The 20,558-nt window shown below is 71.6% G+C and carries 17 protein-coding genes; 14 read left to right on the top strand and 3 right to left on the bottom strand.

Features of this window, described 5'->3' with window-relative positions; all coding sequences use genetic code 11:
- The first annotated feature begins 190 nt into the window (after positions 1-190).
- From ABZ851_RS15650 to ABZ851_RS15665, 4 genes are all read left to right on the top strand, one after another.
- On the top strand, positions 191-730 hold the full coding sequence (locus ABZ851_RS15650; protein ID WP_361126954.1) for a hypothetical protein: 540 nt from the start codon (positions 191-193) through the stop codon (positions 728-730).
- A 650-nt stretch (positions 731-1,380) separates the two neighbouring features.
- On the top strand, positions 1,381-2,562 hold the full coding sequence (locus ABZ851_RS15655) for a hypothetical protein (protein ID WP_361126957.1): 1,182 nt from the start codon (positions 1,381-1,383) through the stop codon (positions 2,560-2,562).
- A gap of 58 nt (positions 2,563-2,620) precedes the next feature.
- Entirely contained in the window at positions 2,621-3,856 is a 1,236-nt protein-coding gene (locus ABZ851_RS15660; protein WP_361126960.1) for an MFS transporter, read from the top strand.
- 15 nt (positions 3,857-3,871) lie between these two features.
- Positions 3,872-4,669, top strand: coding sequence for an HAD family hydrolase (locus tag ABZ851_RS15665; RefSeq protein WP_361126963.1), 798 nt, complete (start codon positions 3,872-3,874; stop codon positions 4,667-4,669).
- 117 nt (positions 4,670-4,786) lie between these two features.
- On the opposite strand, the gene ABZ851_RS15670 is transcribed toward ABZ851_RS15665, so the two are convergent.
- Entirely contained in the window at positions 4,787-6,274 is a 1,488-nt protein-coding gene (locus ABZ851_RS15670; RefSeq protein WP_361126966.1) for an alpha/beta hydrolase, read from the bottom strand.
- A 172-nt stretch (positions 6,275-6,446) separates the two neighbouring features.
- Here ABZ851_RS15670 and ABZ851_RS15675 point away from each other — a divergent pair, with 172 nt between their 5' ends.
- The 10 genes from ABZ851_RS15675 (at position 6,447) to ABZ851_RS15720 (ending at position 18,277) form a co-directional block, all read left to right on the top strand.
- Positions 6,447-7,703, top strand: coding sequence for an ATP-grasp domain-containing protein (locus ABZ851_RS15675; RefSeq protein ID WP_361126969.1), 1,257 nt, complete (start codon positions 6,447-6,449; stop codon positions 7,701-7,703).
- A complete protein-coding gene (locus ABZ851_RS15680; RefSeq protein WP_361126972.1) occupies positions 7,700-8,596 on the top strand; it encodes a DUF364 domain-containing protein in 897 nt (298 codons plus the stop codon). Before ABZ851_RS15675 ends, ABZ851_RS15680 begins: the two co-directional genes overlap by 4 nt.
- Positions 8,593-9,813, top strand: coding sequence for a cysteine synthase family protein (locus ABZ851_RS15685; RefSeq protein ID WP_361126975.1), 1,221 nt, complete (start codon positions 8,593-8,595; stop codon positions 9,811-9,813). Before ABZ851_RS15680 ends, ABZ851_RS15685 begins: the two co-directional genes overlap by 4 nt.
- The gene (locus ABZ851_RS15690) at positions 9,810-10,910 is read left to right on the top strand and encodes a dipeptide epimerase (protein WP_361126978.1); all 1,101 of its coding nucleotides are present in this window, start codon (positions 9,810-9,812) and stop codon (positions 10,908-10,910) included. The genes ABZ851_RS15685 and ABZ851_RS15690 overlap by 4 nt, the downstream gene beginning before the upstream one ends.
- Positions 10,907-12,229 (top strand): MFS transporter, encoded by a 1,323-nt coding sequence (locus ABZ851_RS15695; protein WP_361126981.1) that lies wholly within the window; start codon positions 10,907-10,909, stop codon positions 12,227-12,229. Before ABZ851_RS15690 ends, ABZ851_RS15695 begins: the two co-directional genes overlap by 4 nt.
- A 35-nt stretch (positions 12,230-12,264) precedes the next feature.
- Positions 12,265-13,095: a class I SAM-dependent methyltransferase gene (locus tag ABZ851_RS15700; RefSeq protein WP_361127352.1), complete on the top strand. Its 831-nt coding sequence runs from the start codon at positions 12,265-12,267 to the stop codon at positions 13,093-13,095.
- Positions 13,096-13,162: 67 nt separating this feature from the next.
- Entirely contained in the window at positions 13,163-14,752 is a 1,590-nt protein-coding gene (locus ABZ851_RS15705) for an ABC transporter substrate-binding protein (RefSeq protein WP_361126984.1), read from the top strand.
- Positions 14,749-15,702, top strand: coding sequence for an ABC transporter permease (locus tag ABZ851_RS15710; protein WP_361126987.1), 954 nt, complete (start codon positions 14,749-14,751; stop codon positions 15,700-15,702). The genes ABZ851_RS15705 and ABZ851_RS15710 overlap by 4 nt, the downstream gene beginning before the upstream one ends.
- Complete coding sequence (locus ABZ851_RS15715) at positions 15,699-16,688, top strand: ABC transporter permease subunit (RefSeq protein ID WP_361126990.1); 990 nt, start codon at positions 15,699-15,701, stop codon at positions 16,686-16,688. The genes ABZ851_RS15710 and ABZ851_RS15715 overlap by 4 nt, the downstream gene beginning before the upstream one ends.
- Entirely contained in the window at positions 16,685-18,277 is a 1,593-nt protein-coding gene (locus ABZ851_RS15720) for an ATP-binding cassette domain-containing protein (RefSeq protein ID WP_361126993.1), read from the top strand. The genes ABZ851_RS15715 and ABZ851_RS15720 overlap by 4 nt, the downstream gene beginning before the upstream one ends.
- Here the strand turns inward: ABZ851_RS15720 and ABZ851_RS15725 are convergent.
- Together ABZ851_RS15725 and ABZ851_RS15730 are read right to left on the bottom strand one after the other, a co-directional pair.
- The gene (locus ABZ851_RS15725; protein ID WP_361126996.1) at positions 18,228-19,550 is read right to left on the bottom strand and encodes a cytochrome P450; all 1,323 of its coding nucleotides are present in this window, start codon (positions 19,548-19,550) and stop codon (positions 18,228-18,230) included. The two genes, ABZ851_RS15720 and ABZ851_RS15725, sit on opposite strands and share 50 nt — an antisense overlap.
- Positions 19,547-20,365, bottom strand: coding sequence for an alpha/beta hydrolase (locus ABZ851_RS15730; RefSeq protein WP_361126999.1), 819 nt, complete (start codon positions 20,363-20,365; stop codon positions 19,547-19,549). Before ABZ851_RS15730 ends, ABZ851_RS15725 begins: the two co-directional genes overlap by 4 nt.
- Positions 20,366-20,558 lie beyond the last annotated feature (193 nt).

Genomic DNA, 20,558 nt, shown 5'->3' on the forward strand with positions numbered 1-20,558 from the left:
CAGTCGGTACGGACAGGGACTGCGGCGCCCGCAAGGTGACGAGGCGTAGGTTTCGCCCGTCCGGGTCGACCGTGGGGGAGACGTGCCACGGCCGCCGCCGCTCCCACCGGTCATGCGCCGGGGCGTCTAGGGTGCGCTCAGGCCCCGGGCGGCAGGAGGACCACCGGGCCCGTCCGGAATGGAGCGCAACGTGGCCTTCTCTTCCCTGGTCCGGAAAGGGACCCGGACCGTCCCCCTGCTGCTGGCGACTGTGGGTATCGGTGTCGCCGTCGTCGTGGGCATGGCGGATGCCGGGCCTACGGCACCGGCCGGGCCTGCCGCCCCGCGCAACCCCTTCCTTGCCGAAGTCGCCACGCAGATCGACCTGCCGGCGCGGGCCTGGACGGCGTCGGGCACCCACACGGCCAGGGGATATACGACGGAGGCAGCCGAGACCATCAGCGTCGAGGGCATGAAGGCCGACTGCGACAACATCAACCTGAACAAGAAGCTGGCCGCCGACTTCCGCAGCGATGTGTTCGGCCCCGGCGTGAAGGGGTTCTTCTACAAGTGCCGGAGGATCAGCCCGGACACCAACAAGTACTGGTTCACCGTCAGTTCGGCGGACCACGCCCAGATCGACAAGCTCTGCGATCCGCACACCGGGTACCCGGTCGTCCACGACGAGCAGCATGACACCTACTGGATCGACGAGCCGTTCGCCTGCACCCGCAGGGCCGGCCCCTCGTAGGACGGCCCGACCGCCGGTTGTGCCTTATCCGGAGGAAGATCTTTCTCTCCGGGGCACCGCCTTCGCCGTCTCCGGAGACGTCGCGCTCACCGTGATCTTGTGCATCACGGATCTTTCTCTTGATCGTCGAATCCGGTGTTCATGAGAAACTCCCTAACGGTTCATTGCCGTGCCCAAAACCCAGTGATAGCATCCCGAAGATTCCGCGTTCCTGACTAGTCTGCGGAGTCACGGGGGCGAGGGGGAGGGCATAGATCAATGTGGCCCATGTGGCTGATGTGACGAGCAGAAACGGGCGGTTGAAGCCGCGTCGGTGACCCGTGCTTGCCACATTGATGCGCGAATGTGTGAGTGCGGATTCTTGGGGACTTCGAAGGGGTCGGCGAGCCACTTTATTGATTCTGCAGGTGCGACCTGTGCGCGCATCAGGGGGTAGCGAGAGCGCACCGGTCATACCCATACCCTCGATGGTGCATTGATGTGCAAGGCAATAAAGCTGCGCCCTCATGCGCTTCAAGGGCGATGATCACCTGGCACACATGAATTGTTGAATGAATCATGATGAACCAGCACGGAGCGGGGAATGGTTACGCCCTGGGTGTCGAAACGCTCCGGTTTCGAGAGTTGGTCACGGGGGAGGACAGAAAGGCGTGCATCCTGACGAAGGTGTGGTCGACCATGGCCGGCACCGCTCACTGAAATGTCCGATCAGTTTTCCTGAACATGTGCTCCATGCGCCACGCGAAGCATACGAATTACTCCGAGAAGATCAAGGAGAGGTCGCGTATGACCCGACCACGCAGTCCTGGCACGTCATGTCGCCACTTCTCGCACGCAAGGTGTTAACGGACAAGCGGTTCCTCGCCAGAGGGATGAAGCACAAGACCCATCTGGTCCCCGAGGCCGGGCGTGCGGACGTTCACTATGTCGAGAGTTTCCTCTCGCAGTGGCTGGTGTTCTCCGATCCGCCGGTCCAGCAACACGTCCGGACGGCGTTAGCGGCGGCTATGGACAGTCCGTTCATGGCCGAGGTGACTCGCCAGGCCGTAAAGCAGGCAGATGCGGCCGTCGGGTCCGCAGCGGTAGATCCCATCACCGATATGGCGTTGCCCGTGGCCCGTGCGGCAACCCGCACGCTGCTCGGGGCCACGTCCTCTCAGTTGGAAATCATCGAGGGTGTCTCGGACGCCGTGATGGCCTATCTTGCGGTGCCTGGCGCGGATTCCGGCAAAGCCGCATGCGCGGCGGATCAGATTCGACTGCTGGAAGCTCTCGTCGACGATCAGCTTCTGCACGGGGATGACCGGATCGCCGCCGCCCTGCGCGCGCTGCATCAGCAGAAGGTGCTGGATCTGACAGGGGTTTCCGCGACATACACCCAGTTGTTCACCGGCGCGCTGGAGCCCCTGAAGACAGCTCTCGTGTCCTGTCTCGCTCATATCGGTGACCAGGGCTGGTCACCGGCGGATGTCGAAAAGCTCGAACCGGTGGACTGGGCGGACTTCATCGAGACCCAGATGCGTGACGATCCCCCCTTTCATTTCGCGCCGAGGCGTACCACCACGACCGTTGAATTGGGTGGCCGCACCATAGCGGAGGGCGCCAGGGTCGTGGTGAATCTGCTGAAGGCGAACGAAGACTGCCGGCCGAACCGTCACCTTTCCTTCGGGCACGGCCGGCATTACTGCCTCGGCGCCCGACTGGCGCGGGCGGTGCTGCAGTCCTGTCTTCCTGTTCTGGCGCGCAAGGTCGTATCGGACGACGTCGACGTGTTGGGGGTGAGCAAGGCAAAAGCCATGGGGATGACGGTCTACAAGGTGAACGAAATCTGACGTGTTCCCGTGGGCCGTGCGGCCGGCCATACGGGGTCTGACCATGATGGGAGAGTTAATGATCAACCTGGGCTTAGTGGACGTTCTGCGCAGCAGCCGCGTGCCACGTCTCGCCGGCGGCACCCTCGTCGGACGGATCCCGAACGCACTGGCACTCGCGGCGATCCCCATGCAGCTTCGCTACGCGGATCAGAGCTGGCTCACGGTCGGCGCCGCTGCCGCCGTATATTCGCTCCTGTCCGCTGCCGGGTCACCCATCTGGGGACGTATGGTCGACCGCGGTCGCGCGCGATTCGCCATCTGGCTGACAGCGATTGTCAGCGGATTCGGCTTCCTGGGTTTTGCCGCGTCGGGCCACTCGATGGTGGTCGCCTTCGTTGCGCTTGGCGTCGCCGGCGTCTTCAATCCCCCGTTCGAACCGTATCTCAGGTCTGCCTGGCCTCGCATAGTCCGAGGCCCGCTGTTGATGAAGGCGTATGCCTTTGACTCCGCGTCACAGGAACTTCTCTTTATCGTGGCGCCGTTGGTGGCCACCGCAAGTGCGATCGTTCTGAACCCTACTCTTGCGTCCTACCTCTGCATGGCTTTCCTGTTGCTGGGTGCCTGGATGATCGAGGTGATGCCGGCGGCCGACGCCGAAGACCGGGTCGAGCACATGGGATTCCGGAGGGTCATCGGCCCGCTGTTCTTCGGTGCGTTCCGGCTTCTGATGTGCTGTGCCGCGATGATCGGGGTCACGATCGGCGCCATGGCGATTCTGGGCGGTCGGCTGACCGAGTCGCACACGTCCGTGGGAGGCGTGGGGATCCTGTTGTCCCTGCACGGCTGTGGCGCATTCATCGGTGCCCTCACCTTGAGCGGTGGCGACACCGAGAAGATCGGAAATCTCACCAAGAGGCTGATCGCCGTCCTTGTCGCGTTCTCGGCATCCTGGGCGCTGGCCGCACCGTTCTTCCCGGTACTCGTACAGGAATCCTCCTTCTTCTTCGCCGGTTTCTTCATGGGTCCGGCCCTGACCTGGACCTTCGCTTTGGTGAACGCGTCAATTCCCAAGGGTGAGATCTCCGAGGCATTTTCCTGGCTCGGCGGCATCATCGTCGTGGGCTCGTCGGGCGGCTCCTTTTTGGCGGGCACGCTGGGCTCGTGGTCCGGGCAGTCGGCAGTGGTGGCGATGATGGTCGCCGCGTCGGTACTGGCGGTGGGCGCCGCGGCCACCCTCAATCTGCGCCCGGCTCGTACATCTGCCGGACGGGAGGCGAGCCCGTCGGATAGCGTGACCCTTTCATCAGGCTGAGCCGGAAGGAAATCCATGCACGCGCGGAAAGGTGGTGCCGACCAGGTGCCGCAGCTGGACCAGGGGATACCGTTCGTCTTCGACGTCGACGGCACCACCTGTTTCAACGGGACGCAGATGCCGGCCGAGATCGTTGCGGCGATCATGCGGTGCCGGGCCGGACACCCCATCCTGTTCGCCTCGGCCCGCCCGATTCGCGACCTCATTCCGGTGCTCCCCACCGAGCTGGCCGATGTCCCGCTGATCGGTGGCAATGGCGCGTTCACCCGGTCCGACGGGCATATCGAGGTGACGAAGTTCAGCGACAGCCTCCGGTGTTCGATCAATGACATCATCGACCGGTACGAACTCGAATACCTTATCGACAGTTCCTGGGACTACAGTTTCCACGTCACCCAGGAACGAGAGATCCTTGAGCGTGTCGATCAGGCCGGCCTGGCGAAACGTGTGGCCCGGGAAGAGTTGCCCGAATACGCCAAGGTCGTGCTGTTCGGCGCCGGAGACGTCGCGCTGACGGAGCTGACCAAGCTCGGTGTGACGATCAATATCCACCAGTCCGAGGATCTGGTGGACCTTTCCCCCAAGGCGGTTGACAAGGCGACGGCCCTCCTCGCGCTGAACATTCCCTCCGGGGAATATGTCGCCTTCGGTAATGACCAGAACGATCTGCGTATGTTCGAGAACGCCGCATACGCGGTATGCGTCGGCACCTCGGAGGTCGGAAAGCTCGCGGACCGGGTCATCACGCGAGCCGAAGTCGGCACGGTCATCGACGCACTGTCGAGCAACATCCCGGCAGAGGTCGTCAGTTGACGGCCCTTGAGAACTCTTGAAGACTCCGTAGCCGCGTGCCCGGCACGCGGCTACCACCGTTGAGCCGGCGGCGGCGCGCCCCGAAGAGCGGTAAGTGCCCTTCGGCGGCAACGGGCGTCATGGCGTCGGCAGTCCGGGGCCCGAGCAGTGCACATCGGCCGGTGGCACGGTTCCGTCGACCAGATAGGCCGCGGCGGCGGCGTCCACACAGCGGTTGCCCCGGCTGGCGAACACCCCGTGCGAGTAGTCGTTGTGCAGGGAGACCAGGCGCGAGCCGGGCAGTCGCCGCTGCATCTCCCGGGCGCCGCGCACGGGGGTGACAGGGTCGTGGGTGGAGGCGATCAGCAGGACGGGCGGGGCATCGGGGCTGCCGAGCTGCGTACGGTGCGCGGGCCGGTGGTGCCAGTAGGCGCACACCGAGGCTTCCAGCCCGGTGAGTACCGGCTGCGGGTCGAGCCGCAGCAACTGCCGGATGCCGGCCGTGACGCGGGCCGGTGTGGGAGCCGGGCCGTCCGCGCACTTGACCGTGCGGTTGGCGGCTTCGTAGGTCCGTGAGGCGGCGCCGTCGAAGGGCTCTGCCGGGTGCAGCGGACCGGTGCTCCCGTTGCGCAGAGAGGTCGCCAGCCCGTCGGCGAGGCCCGGCCAGCGTTCGGTACGGCCCAGCGCCCGGTACACCGTGCGGTCGAACTCCGCCGCCCCGAAGCCGTCCACGGGGCGCTTCGAGAGCCGGTCACGCACCCGCTGGTACGCGGCGCGTACCGACGCGGCCTCGGTCCCGAGCCCGAAGCGCTGCTCGTGCCGGGCGGTCCAGGCGAAGAACACCGCCCGCTGGCGCACCAGAGCCCGGCTCTGCACCAGGTCGAAGTCGAACCAGTCCCGCGGTCCGACGACGCTGTCCAGCACCATCCGGCCGATCCGGTGCGGGAAGCGGGCGGCGTAGGCCGCGCCGAGATAGCTGCCGTACGAGACGCCGAGGAAGCCGATCCGGGGTTCGCCGAGCGCTGCCCGCAGGGCATCCATGTCGCCGGCGGTCTCGGTGGTCGACAGATGCGGCAGGGCGTCCTGCACGCCGTGGGCGCAGTCGTCCGCGGTCCGCCGCAGGGTGTGGAGGTAGGCCTGCTCGGCCGCCCGGCCCACCGGGACGGGGTCCGGCCCGGGGCTGTCGAAGAGGCCGCCCATCGGCCCGCAGTCCGCGGGCGCGCTCGCGCCGGTGCCGCGCGGGTCAAAACCGATCACGTCGTACGCACGCCGCACCCGCTCCGGCAGTTTGGCGCGCTTGGTGACGGCGTAGGACAGGCCGGGACCGCCGGGACCGCCCGGATTGACCAGCAGCACGCCGCGCCGCTCGGACGCCGGTCCCGTGGCACGGACGCGGGAGACCGCGATGCGGAGGTGCTTGCCGTCCGGGCGGCTCCGGTCCAGCGGCACGCTCAGCCGGCCGCATTCGACGCGGGCGGGTGCGGGCGGAGCCGGCACGGAATCCGGACAGGCGCCGAAGTGGAGTGCGGATGCCGGGGGAGTGGCGTGTACGGGGGCCGCGGGGAGCAGGGCGGCGGTGGCCGTCAGGGCGCAGAGCAGCCCGGTGCGGCGTACGGCAGGTATCACGGATCTCGCCTTCGGGGACGCGGCGGAGGGTGCCGCTGAACGTGGTGGCAATGAAAATGATTATCGTTTACAGTGTGAGCCGGTCAAGCCCGGCGACCCCTGTCACGGCGCCGACGCCCCGTCAAAAGCCGCCGCCACCATGCGCGGACAACGCCTGCGAAGAAGGGAAAACGTGGCTCATCTGCTGATGGTCGAGAGCTGGGTCGGAGCGATGAGCAGGCTGCTCCCACGCGCGATCCGCGAGGGCGGACACGAGTTCACCTTCCTCACCCGCGACCTGCACCACTACCTGCGCACCGCACCCGAGGGCACCGCCCACCCCCTGCTGGGCGCCCGCCATGTGCTGACCGCCGACACCAATGACCGCGCCACACTGCTGCCGTACGTGGCGCGGCTGCACTCCGCGCTCGGCTTCGACGGGGTGCTCACCTCCTGCGACTACTACCTCCCGACGGTCGCGCGGATCGCCGCCCGTCTCCGTCTTCCCGGCCCGTCGCCCGAGGCGGTCGACAGCGCCTGCCGCAAGGACGCCACCCGGCAGCTGCTCGCCGCCGCAGGGGTGCCAGGACCGCGCTTCGCGGTCTGCGCGGACCGCTCCGAAGCCGCCGCCGCGGCCGCGGAGATCGGGTATCCGCTGGTGCTGAAGCCGGTGGACCTGTGCGCGGGGATGTTCGTACGACGCGTCGACGACGAAGCGGAGCTGACCCGTGCCTACCGTGCGCTCGACGGCTTCCCCGTCAACGCCCGCGGTCAGCGCCGGGCGCCCCTGGTCCTCCTCGAAGAACTGCTCCACGGCCCTGAAGTCAGCGTCGAGACCGTGACGTTCGACGGCAGCACCCAGGTGATCGGGGTGACCGACAAGAGCATCGGCGGGGCGCCGGCCTTCATCGAGACCGGCCATATGTTCCCCGCGGAACTGCCGGCCGGCGATGCGGCGGCCGCGCGGGAGCTGGCCGTCCGGGCGATCGACGCACTCGGACTCGACGGCGTCGTGGCGCACACCGAGATCAAGCTGACACCGGACGGACCGCGCCTGGTCGAGGTCAACCCCCGGCCGGCGGGCAACCGCATCACCGAACTGATCCGCCATGTCACCGGCATCGACGCCGCGGCGGCCTGTGTGGACGTGGCCCGGGGACAGCGGCCCGATCTGCGTACCCGGGAGACCGGACTGCGCAGCGCCGCCATCGGCTTCCTGGTGCCGCGGACCGCGGGCGTACTGGAGGGAATCGACGGCGGTGACCGCGTGGCAACGGCGCCGGGAGTGCTCGAACTCCAGCTCGCCGAGCCCGGAACGGCGGTCAAGGAAGCCGGCAGCAACAACGCGTACCTGGGACACGTCATGGCCGGCGACGCCGACGGCCCGGCCGCGCGCCGGCGCGTCGAAGCGCTGCTGGCAGAGCTGCGGGTGCGGGTGGTGAACCGATGAACCAGGTGGATACCCGCACCCTCGCACCCCGGACCCCGGCCGCTTCGTACGACGGCCTCGCCCCCCACGCCCCGGCCGCGTCGTACGACGATCTCGTGGCCCGTGTCCTCGGTGGCGAGTTCGGGCCGGACCCGCGTACCCAGCGGATCGCCGTCGCCTTCAGCACCCGTCAGGCCGTCCGCCACGAGGGCCGCGGCGGTGGCTACCGCAACGAAGTGCTGAGCCTGCGCCTCGAATCGGCGGTCGGCTCCTGCGCGGTGGAGCCCGGCGAGATGCCGGACGCCGCCATCGACGACTGCGTCGGCGCGGACCTCGCCCGCCTCCTGGAGCACGAGCTGCGCCCGGTGCGGGTGGCCGCCCTCGACGCGTATCTGATGCGGGTACGTCCGCACACGCCCGCGAACGGCGCCCGGCCCTGGTCGCTGCCCGCCGGGTCGTCGCTGCGGAAGTCGCGGGCCAGGGCGCGGGCCGTCACCGGACTGGTCGACGCCGCGCCCGGCGCCCGGGTGCTCGTCGTGGGGGTGGTCAACTCGCTGCTGGAGGCGCTGCGGGAGCGCGGTCTGTCGTACGTGCCGTGCGACCTCAAGGGCGGCACGACGGAGTGGGGCGAGCCCGTACGCACCGATGCGCTCGCCGAGTTGGGGGGCTGCGACGCGGTCCTCGCCTCCGGGATGACGCTCGGCAACGGCAGCTTCGAGCCGCTGCGGGAACATGCCCAGCGCCACGGCAAGCCCCTGGTGATGTTCGCCCAGACCGGCAGCGCGGTACTGCCGCGGTTCCTCGGCTCAGGGGTGAGCGCGGTGTGCGCGGAGCCGTACCCGTTCTTCTGGCTCGACGGCGGACCCGGCACCGTCCACCGCTACCGCACCGCGGAACCCGGAGCCGCCCGATGACCACCGCCCTCGTCCGCCCCACCGGAAACCGGGAACTCCTCGGTCTGCTCGGCCGTACCCCGCTCGCGCGCGTCACCACCGATCTGCCCTGCCCGCACCCCGGCTTCTGGGCCAAGCTCGAAGGGCTCGGCGCGGGCGGCATGAAGGCACGGGCCGCCGTCTCCATGCTGCTCGGCGCCGAAGAACGCGGCGAACTGCGCCCCGGCGCCCCCGTCGTCGAGTCCACCTCCGGCACCCTCGGCATCGGCCTGGCCTTCGCGGGACAGGCACTCGGCCACCCGGTCGTGCTGGTCGGCGACGCCGAACTGGAGCCCTCGATGCGCCGCCTGCTGCGGACCTACGGCGTCCGGCTCGAACTGGCCGACCGGCCCGCGGCCGAGGGCGGCTGGCAGGCCGCCCGGCTCGCCCGGCTGCGGCAGCTCCTCGCCGAACTGCCCGGCGCGTACTGGCCCGACCAGTACAACAACCCCGACAACGTGGCCGGCTACGGCTCCCTCGCCGCCGAGATGGCAGCACAGCTCGACCACCTCGACGTCCTGGTGTGCAGCGTCGGCACCGGCGGCCACAGCGCCGGAGTCGTCGCCCCGCTGCGCCGGCACTGGCCGCGGCTACGCCTGATCGGGGTGGACGCCACCGGATCGACGATCTTCGGCCAGCCCGCCAGGGCCCGGCTGATGCGGGGACTGGGCAGCAGCATCCACCCGCGCAATGTCGCCTACGACGCCTTCGACGAGGTGCACTGGGTCGGCCCGGCCGAATCCGCCGACGCCTGCCGCCGCCTCGCCGCCGGCAATTTCGTCAGCGGCGGCTGGAGCACCGGCGCGGTCGCACTCGTCGCCGCGTGGGCCGCCCGCGTCCATCCCGGAGCCGAGGTCGCCACGGTCTTCCCCGACGGACCCCAGCGCTACCTGAGCAGCGTCTACGACGACGACTTCGCCACCGCCCACGGCCTGGACCTGACCCGTGCCGCCACCCGGCCGGTCGAGATTCCGCACCCACAGGCGGCGGAGGCGACCGGATGGACCCGCTGCCGTACGGTCACCGACCCGCTCGCACCCTGCGCCGCGGACGGCGACCGCCGCCCTCCCTCACCGGCCCTCCCGTCCCCCGCCCCGCTGGACCCGCTCCCCGCGGGATCCGGCCCGCACCCCGCCCGTGCGCCCGCCGCCGGACCGTCCCGCTCCGCCCGCCGCACCACCCGGAAAGAATCCCCGTGAAGGCCAGTCAGCGCACCGTACGACTCGAACTCACCGCACCACTGCGGATATCCCGCTCCACCATGGCGGCCCGCGACGCCGTGTGGCTCACCGTCGAACACCACGGCCACCACGGCTACGGCGAGGCCGTGACCAGCACCTACTACGGGCTGGACGCCGCCACCCTCGCCCGGCTGCTGAACGGGGCCGCACGGGAACTCGCCCGCTGGGCCGACCCCGAGAGCGCACTCGCCGCCCTGCGCGCCGGCGAACTGCCCGCACCCGGCACGCCCGCGGCGGTGACGGCGGCCGTGGAGTCCGCCCTGCTCGACCTCGTCGGCAAGCGCGCCGGCGTTCCCGTGTACCGGCTGCTCGGGAGCACCGGGGCGCCGCGTGCCGCCACCGCCCGGACGATCGGCATCACCTCGCCGGGGGCGGCCGCGGAGCAGGCGGGCCGGCTGGCCCGGCAGGGCTTCTCCGTCCTCAAGGTCAAGGCCGGTGTCCCGGATCCGGAGGACGACCTCGACCGGGTACGGGCCGTCCGCCGTGCCGCGCCGGACGCGCGGCTGTTGCTCGACCCCAACGGCGGCTGGACCCCGGCCCTGGCCCAAGCCCTGCTGCCCCGCTACGCGGACCTCGGCGTCGAAGCGGTGGAGCAGCCGGTCGCCCCCGGCGACCCCGAGACGCTGGCCCGGCTGGCCGAACGCTCACCGCTGCCGGTCATCGCCGACGAGGACGCGGTCGGTGCCGAGGACGCCCGGCGGCTGGCCGGCCGGGTGCACGGCCTCAATGTCAAGCTCGCCAAATGCGGCGGTGTCACCGCGGCGCTGCGCATCGCCGACCTGATCGCTGGCAGCGGCACCGCGCTGATGCTCGGCTGTCTCACCGCCAGCACCCTCGGCCTCGCCCCCGCCGTCCACCTCGCCGGCCGCGCCCGCTGGACCGACCTCGACGGCCACCTGCTGCTCGCCCACGACCCCTGGACCGGCATCGGCGGCACCGACGGCACGGTGGGCGCCGGCGGGCAGCCGGGCCTCGGCGTACGGCCGGCGCGCGGCGGGCCACCGCCGGCCGGGACGGCAGCGGACCCGGTCCGCGGTGTGGAGGCACCGCGGTGAAGATCTGGCACGAGATGCGCCGCTTTCCGTTGGCGATCCGGCTGCTGCTGCTCAACCAGCTCGGCGTCAATACCGGCTTCTACCTGCTCATCCCGTACCTCGCCGTGCATCTGGGGGAGGACCTGGGGATGTCCGCCGCGGTCGTCGGCATCGTCCTCGGCGTCCGCAACCTGAGTCAGCAGGGGCTGTTCCTCATCGGTGGCTCGGCCGCCGACCGGCTGGGGGCGCGGGGGGTCATCATCGCCGGCTGCGCGCTGCGGACCGTCGGCTTCGGGCTCTTCGCGCTCGGCGACGGCCTGGCCGTACTCCTCGCCGCGTCCGTCCTCAGCGGACTCGCCGGGGCACTGTTCAACCCCGCGGTCCGCGCCTATCTCGCCCAGGAGGCGGGCGACCGCAAGGCCGAGGCCTTCGCCCTCTTCAACGTCTTCGCGACCACCGGGGCGCTGGTGGGGCCGCTGCTCGGCAGCGCTCTGCTGCTCGTCGACTTCCGGGCCTCCGCGCTCACCGCCGCCGCCCTCTTCGCGCTGCTCACCGTCGCCCAGGCCGTCGTACTGCCCGCCCGCACGGTCGCCACGGCCACGAGCAGCGTCCTCGGCGACTGGCGCGAAGTGCTCGGCAACCGCGCCTTCGCGGCCTTCGCCCTGGCCATGGTCGGCATGTTCACCCTGCAGAACCAGCTGTACCTGCTGCTGCCCGACGGCGCGCGGCGGGCCACCGGCTGGGACGGTGCGGCAGGCCTCGTCTTCCTCGTCGGCACCGTCGCCAATCTCTCGCTGCAGCTGCGGATCACCCGCGCCCTCAAGCGGCGCGGCGACCGGGCACGGTGGATCTGCGTGGGGCTCGCTCTGATGGGACTCGCCTTCGTACCGCCGATGACCGTCGCCGGTCCGGTAGCGCCGCCCGGCGGCCCCGGAGCCGCCGCCCTGCACGCACTGCCCGTACTGGCCGGGGCGCTGCTGCTCTACCTGGGCGTCATGATCGCTCAGCCATTCGTGATGGAACTGATCCCCGCCTTCGGCCGCGCCGAGCTCACCGGCACGTACTTCGGGCTGTTCTACGTGGTCTCGGGCATCGCCGCCGCGGTGGGCAACACCGTCATCGGCTGGGCCATGGATGCCGGGCAGCACACCCGTACGCCGTGGCTGCCCTGGACGTGCGCGCTGGTCTTCGGCCTCGTCTCCGCTGCCGGTGTCGCCTGGCTGCACCGGATGCGGGCCCTGCCGGTGCGTATCACCGAGGAGTTGGCGACGGCCACGACGGCCACGACGGCCACGACGGCCACGAGGGTCACGAAGGCCGCGACGGAGGGAAAGGCGTGAGACCGCACAGGGAGACCCCGTACGCAGCAGCACCTGTGCCGTCCCGGACGCGTCACGCATCGGGCCACGAAAACCTGCTGACCGACAACCCGGAACTCTACGAGGCACGCTTCCCCGACGCCGGCCGCCTGGCCGGCCGCTGGGCCGAGGACTGCCTGCAACGGCACGGCGCGGGAAACCGTGTCCTGGACATCGGCTGCGGCACCGGACGTGACGCCGCACATCTGCATGCGGCGGGGCGCACGGTCGTCGCGGCCGACCTCTCCGCGGCGATGCTCGCGCACGCCCGCACCCACCACCCCGGACCGGACTACCGCCGAGCCGACCTGCGCGACTTCGGCCTCCGCGAACTCGGCCTCCACGAGGATCCCTTCGACGCCGTCGTCTGCCTGGACAGCGCCCTGCTCTACTGCCACACCAACGCCGAACTCGACGGCTTCCTCGCCTCCTGCCGGCGCAGCCTCGCACCCGGTGGCCTGCTGGTGGCCGAGATGCGCAACGGCGCCTACTTCCTCGGCCGCACCGGCCTGCTCGACGCCCCGGCCGTCCACGGCTTCACCTGGCAGGGCACCACCTACACCTCCACCACCACCCTGTCCGTCGACCGCACTGCCCAACTCCTGCGCCGCACCCGCATCTGGACCGCCGACGACGGCTCCCCGCCGTACGAGCAGCGCTCCGCATGGCGGCTGCTCTTCCCCCAGGAACTGCGTCACCTCCTCGCCGCGCACGGCTTCGAAGCCCTCGATCTGTACGACGGGCCGGGGCCGCGGACACAGCCCGCCTGGCAGGAGGGCGACGCTCCGGGCGGATCCGCCGACCGGGACCGGCTGCACCTCGTCGCGCGGCTGACCCGGGGTGACTGACGCCCGCCGCTCTCGCTCACGCCGCCCTCTCCCACGCCTCCGCCCCGCACACAGCAAGGAAACCGCCATGGACGACGGTCCCCTCCACGCCCCCCGCTTTCCCGGCCTGCGCCGCCGCGGCTTCCTCGCCGCCGCCGGACTCGGTGCCGCCGGAGTCGCTGCGCCGGCGCTCGCCGGATGCCACGGCCCCACCGGTGACGGCGCCGACGGCGGCGGCACTCCCCGCCGGGGCGGAAGGCTGCGCGCCGCGTTCGCCGGAGGCGGCGCGAGCGAGACCCTGGACCCGCACCTGGCCAATCTCTTCGCCGACGCCGCGCGCGCCAAGGCACTCTTCGACAAGCTCGCCGACTTCGGAGCCGACCTCTCCGCCGAGCCGCGGCTCGCCGCCTCCTGGGAACCGAACGCCCGACTGGACCGCTGGACGGTGAAGCTGCGCACGGCGTCCTTCCACAACGGCAAGCCGGTCACCGCCCGGGACGTCCTCTACAGCTACCGCCGCATCACCGACCCCCGCAAGGCGTTCCGCGCCAAGGCCTCGCTCGAACCCCTCGACCTCACCGCCAGCCGGGCTCCCGACGCACGGACCGTCGAGTTCGCGCTGAAGCGGCCGACGGCCGAATTCCCCAACCTGCTGGCCGCGTTCGGTGCCTACATCGTCCCCGAGGGCGCGCAGGACTTCGACCGCGCACCGGTCGGCAGCGGCCCCTTCCGCTTCGTCTCCTTCACGCCCGGACGCTCCGCCCTCTTCCGGCGCAACGACGACTACTGGGAGGGCGCGCCCCATCTGGACCAACTGGAGTTCCTGGTCGCCAATGAGGAGTCCGCGCGCCTCAACTCCCTGCTGGGCGGCCAGATCGAGTACGCCCACGAGCTGACGCCGACGACCGCCCGCGCACACGAGGGCAAGGGCCAGATCGAGATCGTACGGCTGCGCAACAGCGCGATGCAGTCCTTCGCGATGAAGACCGACCGGGCCCCGTTCGACGACAAGCGGGTGCGCGAGGCGTTCTTCCTCCTCGCCGACCGCGGGGAACTCGTCGACGGTGCGCTCTCCGGCGCCGGTGTGATCGGCAACGACCTGTTCGGCAAGGGGTACGAGTACTACGCGGACGGCCTGCCGCAGCGCGCACAGGACCTGGACCGGGCCCGCCATCTGCTGAAGCGGGCGGGCGCCGACGGACTGCGGGTCACCCTGGACACCTCCGCCGCCGCGGCCGGCTTCACCGAGGCCGCCGCCATCTTCCGCGACCAGGCCGCCCGGGCCGGAGTACAGGTGAAGGTGGCGATGGGCAGCAAGGACAGCTACTGGCAGGACACCCTCGACTCCGGAACCCTGTGCTGCTACCGCTCCGGAGCGATGCCCATCGAGTCGCACTTCTCCCAGCGGCTGCTGTCCGGTTCCACCACCAACGCCACCCAGTGGCGGCACAAGGACTTCGACGCGCTCTACCAGCAGGCCCAGTCCACCAAGAACCCGCAGGACCGGGCCGCCGTGTACGCGCGCATGCAGCGCCGGCTGCACGCCGAGGGCGGCTTCCTGGTCTGGGGCTTCGCCGACTGGATCCTGGGCACCGCCCGCACGGTCCGCGGAGTGGCGCACACCTCCCCCGCGAACACGCTCGACTGGGCCCGCTTCGACAAGGTGTGGCTCGCATGACCGTTCTGCGGTCGTGGCCGGCACGCCGGCTGCTGCTCGGCGCCGGGCAGACCGCCGCGGTCGTCCTGCTGGTCTTCGCCCTCACCGAGGCGCTGCCCGGCGACGCTGCGGTGGCGCTCGCCGGTGACCAGCCCGACCCCGGGCGGATCGCCGCCATCCGGGAGACCCTGCACCTGGACCGGCCCGCCGCCGAGCGCCTGGGGGAGTGGGCGGCCGGGCTGCTGCAGGGGGACCTCGGCAGTTCGCTGACCTCCGGCCGGCCGGTCAGCTCCGTCATCGGTGACGGCTTCGGGCCGACCCTTCTGCTCGCCGCGCTCACCCTGCTCCTGCTGGTGCCGGCCGCCGGCGGCCTCGGCGTGCTGGCCGCCCGCTACGAGGGACGGCTCGTGGACCGGCTGATCAGCTCGGTGACCCTGGCCGTGTACGCCGTACCGGAGTTCGCCCTCGGGGTGCTGCTGGTCGCGGTCTTCGCACTGCACCTGGGCCTGCTGCCACCGACCGCCGTGGGGTACGACGGTGATCTGCTCAGCCATCCCGCGGCGCTGGTGCTGCCGGTACTTGTCCTGCTGGCCCGCCCGGTGTGCTCGCTGACGCGCCTGGTCCGGGCCGGCATGATCGACGCACTGGCCTCGCCGTACGTCGCCCATGCCCGCCGCTACGGCATCCCCGGCGCGCGCATCCGCTACGCGCACGCCCTGCCCCACGCCCTGGGGCCCGCCGCCCAGCAGCTCGCCCGCACGGTCGACTGGCTGCTGTGCGGTGTCATCGTCGTGGAGGCCCTTTTCGTGATTCCCGGGCTCGGAACCGTTCTGATGAACGCCGTCGCGGAACGCGATGTCCCCGTCCTCCAGGGCCTGGCGGTCGTCTTCGGATGCACCGCGGTCGTCCTCAACCTGGGTGCCGACCTGGTTACTTACCGCTTCGTGCCGCGCACCGGGGAGGCGGCATGAGGATACGGACGACCGGTGGCCGGGGACGCTTCACCTTCGCCCTGCTGATCGTCGCCGCCCCGCTGCTGCTCGCCCTGCTCGGGCCGCTGTTCGCGGGGGAGCCCGGGGCACGGGCCGCGTCGTTCACCGCGGGCGGCGGTCACTGGGCCGGCACCGACTTCGTGGGACGGGACGTCTGGCGGCAGGTGCTGCTCGGTGGCCACCCCGTGGTCCTGACCGCGCTCGCCGCGACCGCGCTGACCTACGCGGTGGCGCTGCCCCTGGGCCTCCTCGGCGCGCTGACCCACCGCCGCTGGCTGGAAGAGCTCGTGATGCGCCCCCTGGACATCCTGCTCGCCGTGCCGTCGCTCCTGGTCATCTTGCTGGTGGCGGCGGTCCTGACGCCCGGTGCCGGCGGGCTCGCCCTCCTGGTGGCGCTGGTCAGCATCCCGGATGCCGCCCGGACCGTCCGGGCGGCCGCCGCCGAGGCGGCCGCTTCGCCCGCGGTCGAGGCGCTGCGCATGCAGGGCGAGACCTGGTGGCGGACCGCCGTGGGCTACGCCGGCCGCTCGGCCCTGCGCACCCTTGCCGCCGATGCCGGAGTACGGCTGACCGGCGTGCTCTATCTGGTGTCCACGGCCGCCTTCCTCGGCGTCGGTGCCGAACCGGACGCCGCCGACTGGGCGGTGATGGTCGACCGCAACCGGACGGGCATGTTCGTCCAGCCCTGGGCCGTCGCGCTGCCCGCCGTGCTGATCATGGCCCTGACCATGGGCACCAACCTGCTCTGCGACGCCGCCCTCGACCGCAGCGGACCACGACAGCGGCGGGGCCGTGCACCGCGGCCGGACCGTGCACCGCGGCCCGGACCGGGCTCCCGGCGGCACCGTGCACCGCGACCCCGCTCAAACCCTGACGCCCTGCCCACCGATGCCTTGGCCCCCGGCCCCCTGCCCACCGATGCCACGGCCGCCGGGCCGGGGCGCAGCGAGAAGAGCCATCCATGAACGCCACCGGCATCGCCCAGGTCCAGGATCTCCGTGTCGAGACCGGCGGCCGGGCCCTTGTCGACGGGGTGAGCCTCCGGGTGCCGCCCGGCCAGGTCACCGCGCTGATCGGTGCCTCCGGCAGCGGCAAGACCACCACCGGCCTCGCCCTGCTCCGCGAGTTTCCGCCCGGCGCCACGGTGACCGGCGAGGTGCGCGTCCCCGAAGGCCTCATCGGCTACGTACCGCAGCACCCCGCCACCGTCCTCAACCCCGCCCGGCCGGTGGCCGCCCTCCTCCGGGACATCGCACGCGGCCGGGTCCGCCACCTGCCCCGCCGCGCCCGCCGCCCCGCCGCCCGGCAGCACCTGCTGCGCGCCCTCGACCAGGCCCGGATCCCCGACGGCGAAGCCCTGCTGCACCGCTTCCCCCACCAGCTCTCCGGCGGCCAACAGCAACGTATCGTCCTCGCCCAGGCTCTCCTGAGCGGTGCCACCACCCTCGTCGCGGACGAACCGACCACCGGCCAGGACGCACTGACGAAGCGGCAGATCGCCGGCCACCTGGCCGCCCTGGCCCGGCAGGGCCTCGCGATCCTGCTCCTGAGCCACGACCTCGACGTCGTCCGTGCCCTGGCCGATGAGATCCACGTCCTGCGGGCCGGCCGCATCGTGGAGTCCGGCCCGCCGGAAGGACTCTGGCGCGCCCCACGGCACCCCTGGACCCGCGAACTCCTCACCGAAGCCGGCTCCGCCGGGCCGTCGGATACCGCGCCCGCCCGGCACAGCGCCACCACCCCGGACGCCGGGGGTACGCGGCACGGCGACTCCCGTCCCGCTCCCGCCGCCCCGGAACCCGTGCTCCAGGTGCGGGCCCTCACCGCTCGCCACGGCAGGTGTCCGGTCCTGCACACCGTCGGTCTCCGCCTCCCGCCGGGCTGCTCGGCCCTCGTGGGCCGCTCGGGCAGCGGGAAGACCACGCTCGCCCGATGCCTTGCCGGCCTCCACCGGACCTACGACGGCGAGGTGCTGCTCGACGGCGCCGCACTGCCCCGCAGCCTCCGCGACCGTACCCGCGAACAACTGGCGGCAGTGCAGTACGTCTTCCAGGACGCACGGGCCGCCTTCGACGAACACCGCCCGGTCCTCGACCAGGTGAGCCGCACCGCCGTACGCCTGCGCCGGGTCCCCGCCCCCGAGGCCCTGGCCGACGCCGAGCACACCCTGAGCACCCTCGGGCTCGCCGGCGACCTGGTACGCCGCAAGCCGCCACAGCTGTCCGGCGGCGAACTCCAGCGCGCCGCCCTGGCCCGCGCACTGCTCGCCCGCCCCAGGGTCCTGATCTGCGACGAAATCACCTCCGGCCTGGACACCGTCGCGCGCCGGAACCTCCGCGCGCTCCTGGACCGGCTCCTGGAGGCCCACCCGGACCTGTCCCTGCTCCTGATCACCCATGACCGCGACACCGCGGCCCTGGCCACCCGCACCGCCGTGCTCGACCGGGGCCGCCTCGTCGAACAGGGCCCGACCGGTCAGCTCCTCGCCGACCCGCAACACCCCCTCACCGCCGCGCTGCTGCAGGCTCCACCAGCCGCAGAGGCAGCGACTTGAGCCCGTTGATGAAGTTCGACACCAGCCGCCGGGGCCGCTCGGCGACCGCCAGGGAGGGCACCAGGCGGGCCGTCTCCTCGTACAGCACCCGCAGTTGCAACCGGGCGAGGTGTGCGCCCAGGCAGATGTGCGGGCCGTCACCGAACGAGACATGGGGGTTGGGGGAGCGGGACAGGTCCAGGAGGTGCGGGGTGGCGAAGGCCCGCTCGTCGTAGTTCGCCGAACCGTGGAAGACGACCACTTTGTCGCCGGCGCGCATCCGCTGCCCGGCCAGCTCGGTGTCGCACACGGCGGTCCGGCGGAAGCTGAGCACCGGCGGATGCCAGCGCAGCAGCTCCTCCACCCCCGTCGCCGTCCCCACCGCACCGGTGCGCAGGCGGCGGTACTCCTCCGGGTGCCGGGCCAGCGCCAGCAGGCCGCCGGGGGCCGCGCTGCGTACGGTGTCGTTGCCCGCGATGGTCAGCAGGAAGAAGAACATGTCCAGCTCGGGCGGGGCCAGTTCGCCGTCCGCTGCCAGCACGGTCATCACGTCGTCGCCCGGATGCCGCCGTTTGTGGGCGGCCAGCTCACGTGCGAAGCCGAACATGTCCTGCAGCATCGCCGGGGACCGCGGGTCGGCGGGGCGGCCGTCCGGGCCCGGGGCGGCCGGGCCCGACTCGTCCGGGTCCTGGTAGCCGATGACGCCCCGGGTCCAGGCCAGGAGCAGTCCGCGTTCAGCGGGCGGCACCCCGAGCAGATCGGCGAGGTTGAGCAGCGCGAAGTCGTCGGTGACATCGGTGACGAGGTCGCGCACCCCGTTCCCCGCACGCGCGGCGTCGACCGCCGAGGTCAGCAGGTCACGGGCCCGCTCGCGGACGGCCGAGCCGAACCGCTCGATGCGACGAGGGGTGAAGGCACGGCTGACCAGGCGCCGCAGCCGCCCGTGGCCGGGGGGATCCTGATTGAGCATCATGCGGCGGATGAACGGCAGATCGGCGGGGTCCGGATCGCGGATCTGGGTGGCTCCCAGATGGGAGGAGAACCTGGCCGCGTCCTTCAGCACCCGTACGACGTCCTCATGGCGCGTGACCGCCCAGAAGCCGGGGCCGGCCGGCCAGCCGAGCACTTCGTGCTCCTCCTGCCAGGCCACCGGATGCCGCTCCCGCAGCAGCCGGTACGCCGCGTGCGGCAGACCGTCGGCGTAGCCGCGCGGGTCGAAGACGTCAGGGATGCCCGGCACGTCCCGCACGTCCGGGACGCCCGGCTGAGCCGCACCACCGGCGGGCACGGTCATCCGCCTTCGGGCCCGTCACCGTTTCCGTTGGCGTTTCCGTCGCCGTCACCGTCGGCGCGCAGGAAGTCCTCCACGGCCCGGATCAGCTCCAGCGGGGTTTCGTCCATGGCGTAGTGCCCTGCCGAGGGCAGTTCGACCAGCCGGCCGTTGGCGTACCAGCGCATCCATGTCGCACGTGCCAGGTCGGCGGTCAGCGCGGGATCCAGCGCCCCGGTCACCGCGAGCGCCGGTACCGTCGAGCCCTCGACCTCGGCAGCGAAGGTCTCCCCTGACCAGGAATCCAGCCAGGACCGGAACGCCTTCGGATCGCTGCGCTCCAGGGACCGCCGCACCATCCGGTCCAGCCACGCGGCGGGGCGCCGCCCGCCGGTGGTGAGATCGATGATGGTCCGCCGGTTCTCCGGGGCGTGCGCCGCCGAGGAGAACAGCTCCCACTGCTGCGGTGGCAGCGGCAGCCCGGAGGCCGGGACCGGCGAGATCCCCACCAGCCTGCGCACCCGGTGCGGAGCCGCGGCCAGTACCCGTTGGACGACGCTGGCACCCATCGAATGCCCGACCACCGAGAAGCGGTCCCAGCCCAGCCGGTCGGCGAGCGCGAGCACATCGGCCCCGCCCTCGCCCGAGGTGTACGCGCCGGCCGCGCCCCTCGCCTCGCCATAGCCACGGAGGTCGACCAGCGCGTACTGGAAGGCGCTCTGATCGAGATCCGGCAGGACCGGGTCGAAGGCGGACCTGTCGGCGAACCAGCCGTGCACGGCGATGACCTTGTGCGATCCCCGTCCGTGCAGGGCATGAGGCAGTACGAAGGAAGCCACGCGCACTCCAGAGGTGTGACGAACCCACAGGCGGCTGCGGGCCGCCGCCGACCACACTGGCCGTACTCTCCGCGCCGTGCAAGAGCGCCACGGCTCCGACACGGCAGACGGGCGGGCGTGTACGGGCGCAGACGTGGTGCGCCGCGGCAGGCGGGAGCCGTTCCGGCCCGGCCGGGGGAGGCCGCCGCGGAAG

Source organism: Streptomyces sp. NPDC047049 (genome assembly GCF_040643995.1).
GTDB classification, from domain to species: domain Bacteria; phylum Actinomycetota; class Actinomycetes; order Streptomycetales; family Streptomycetaceae; genus Streptomyces; species Streptomyces mooreae.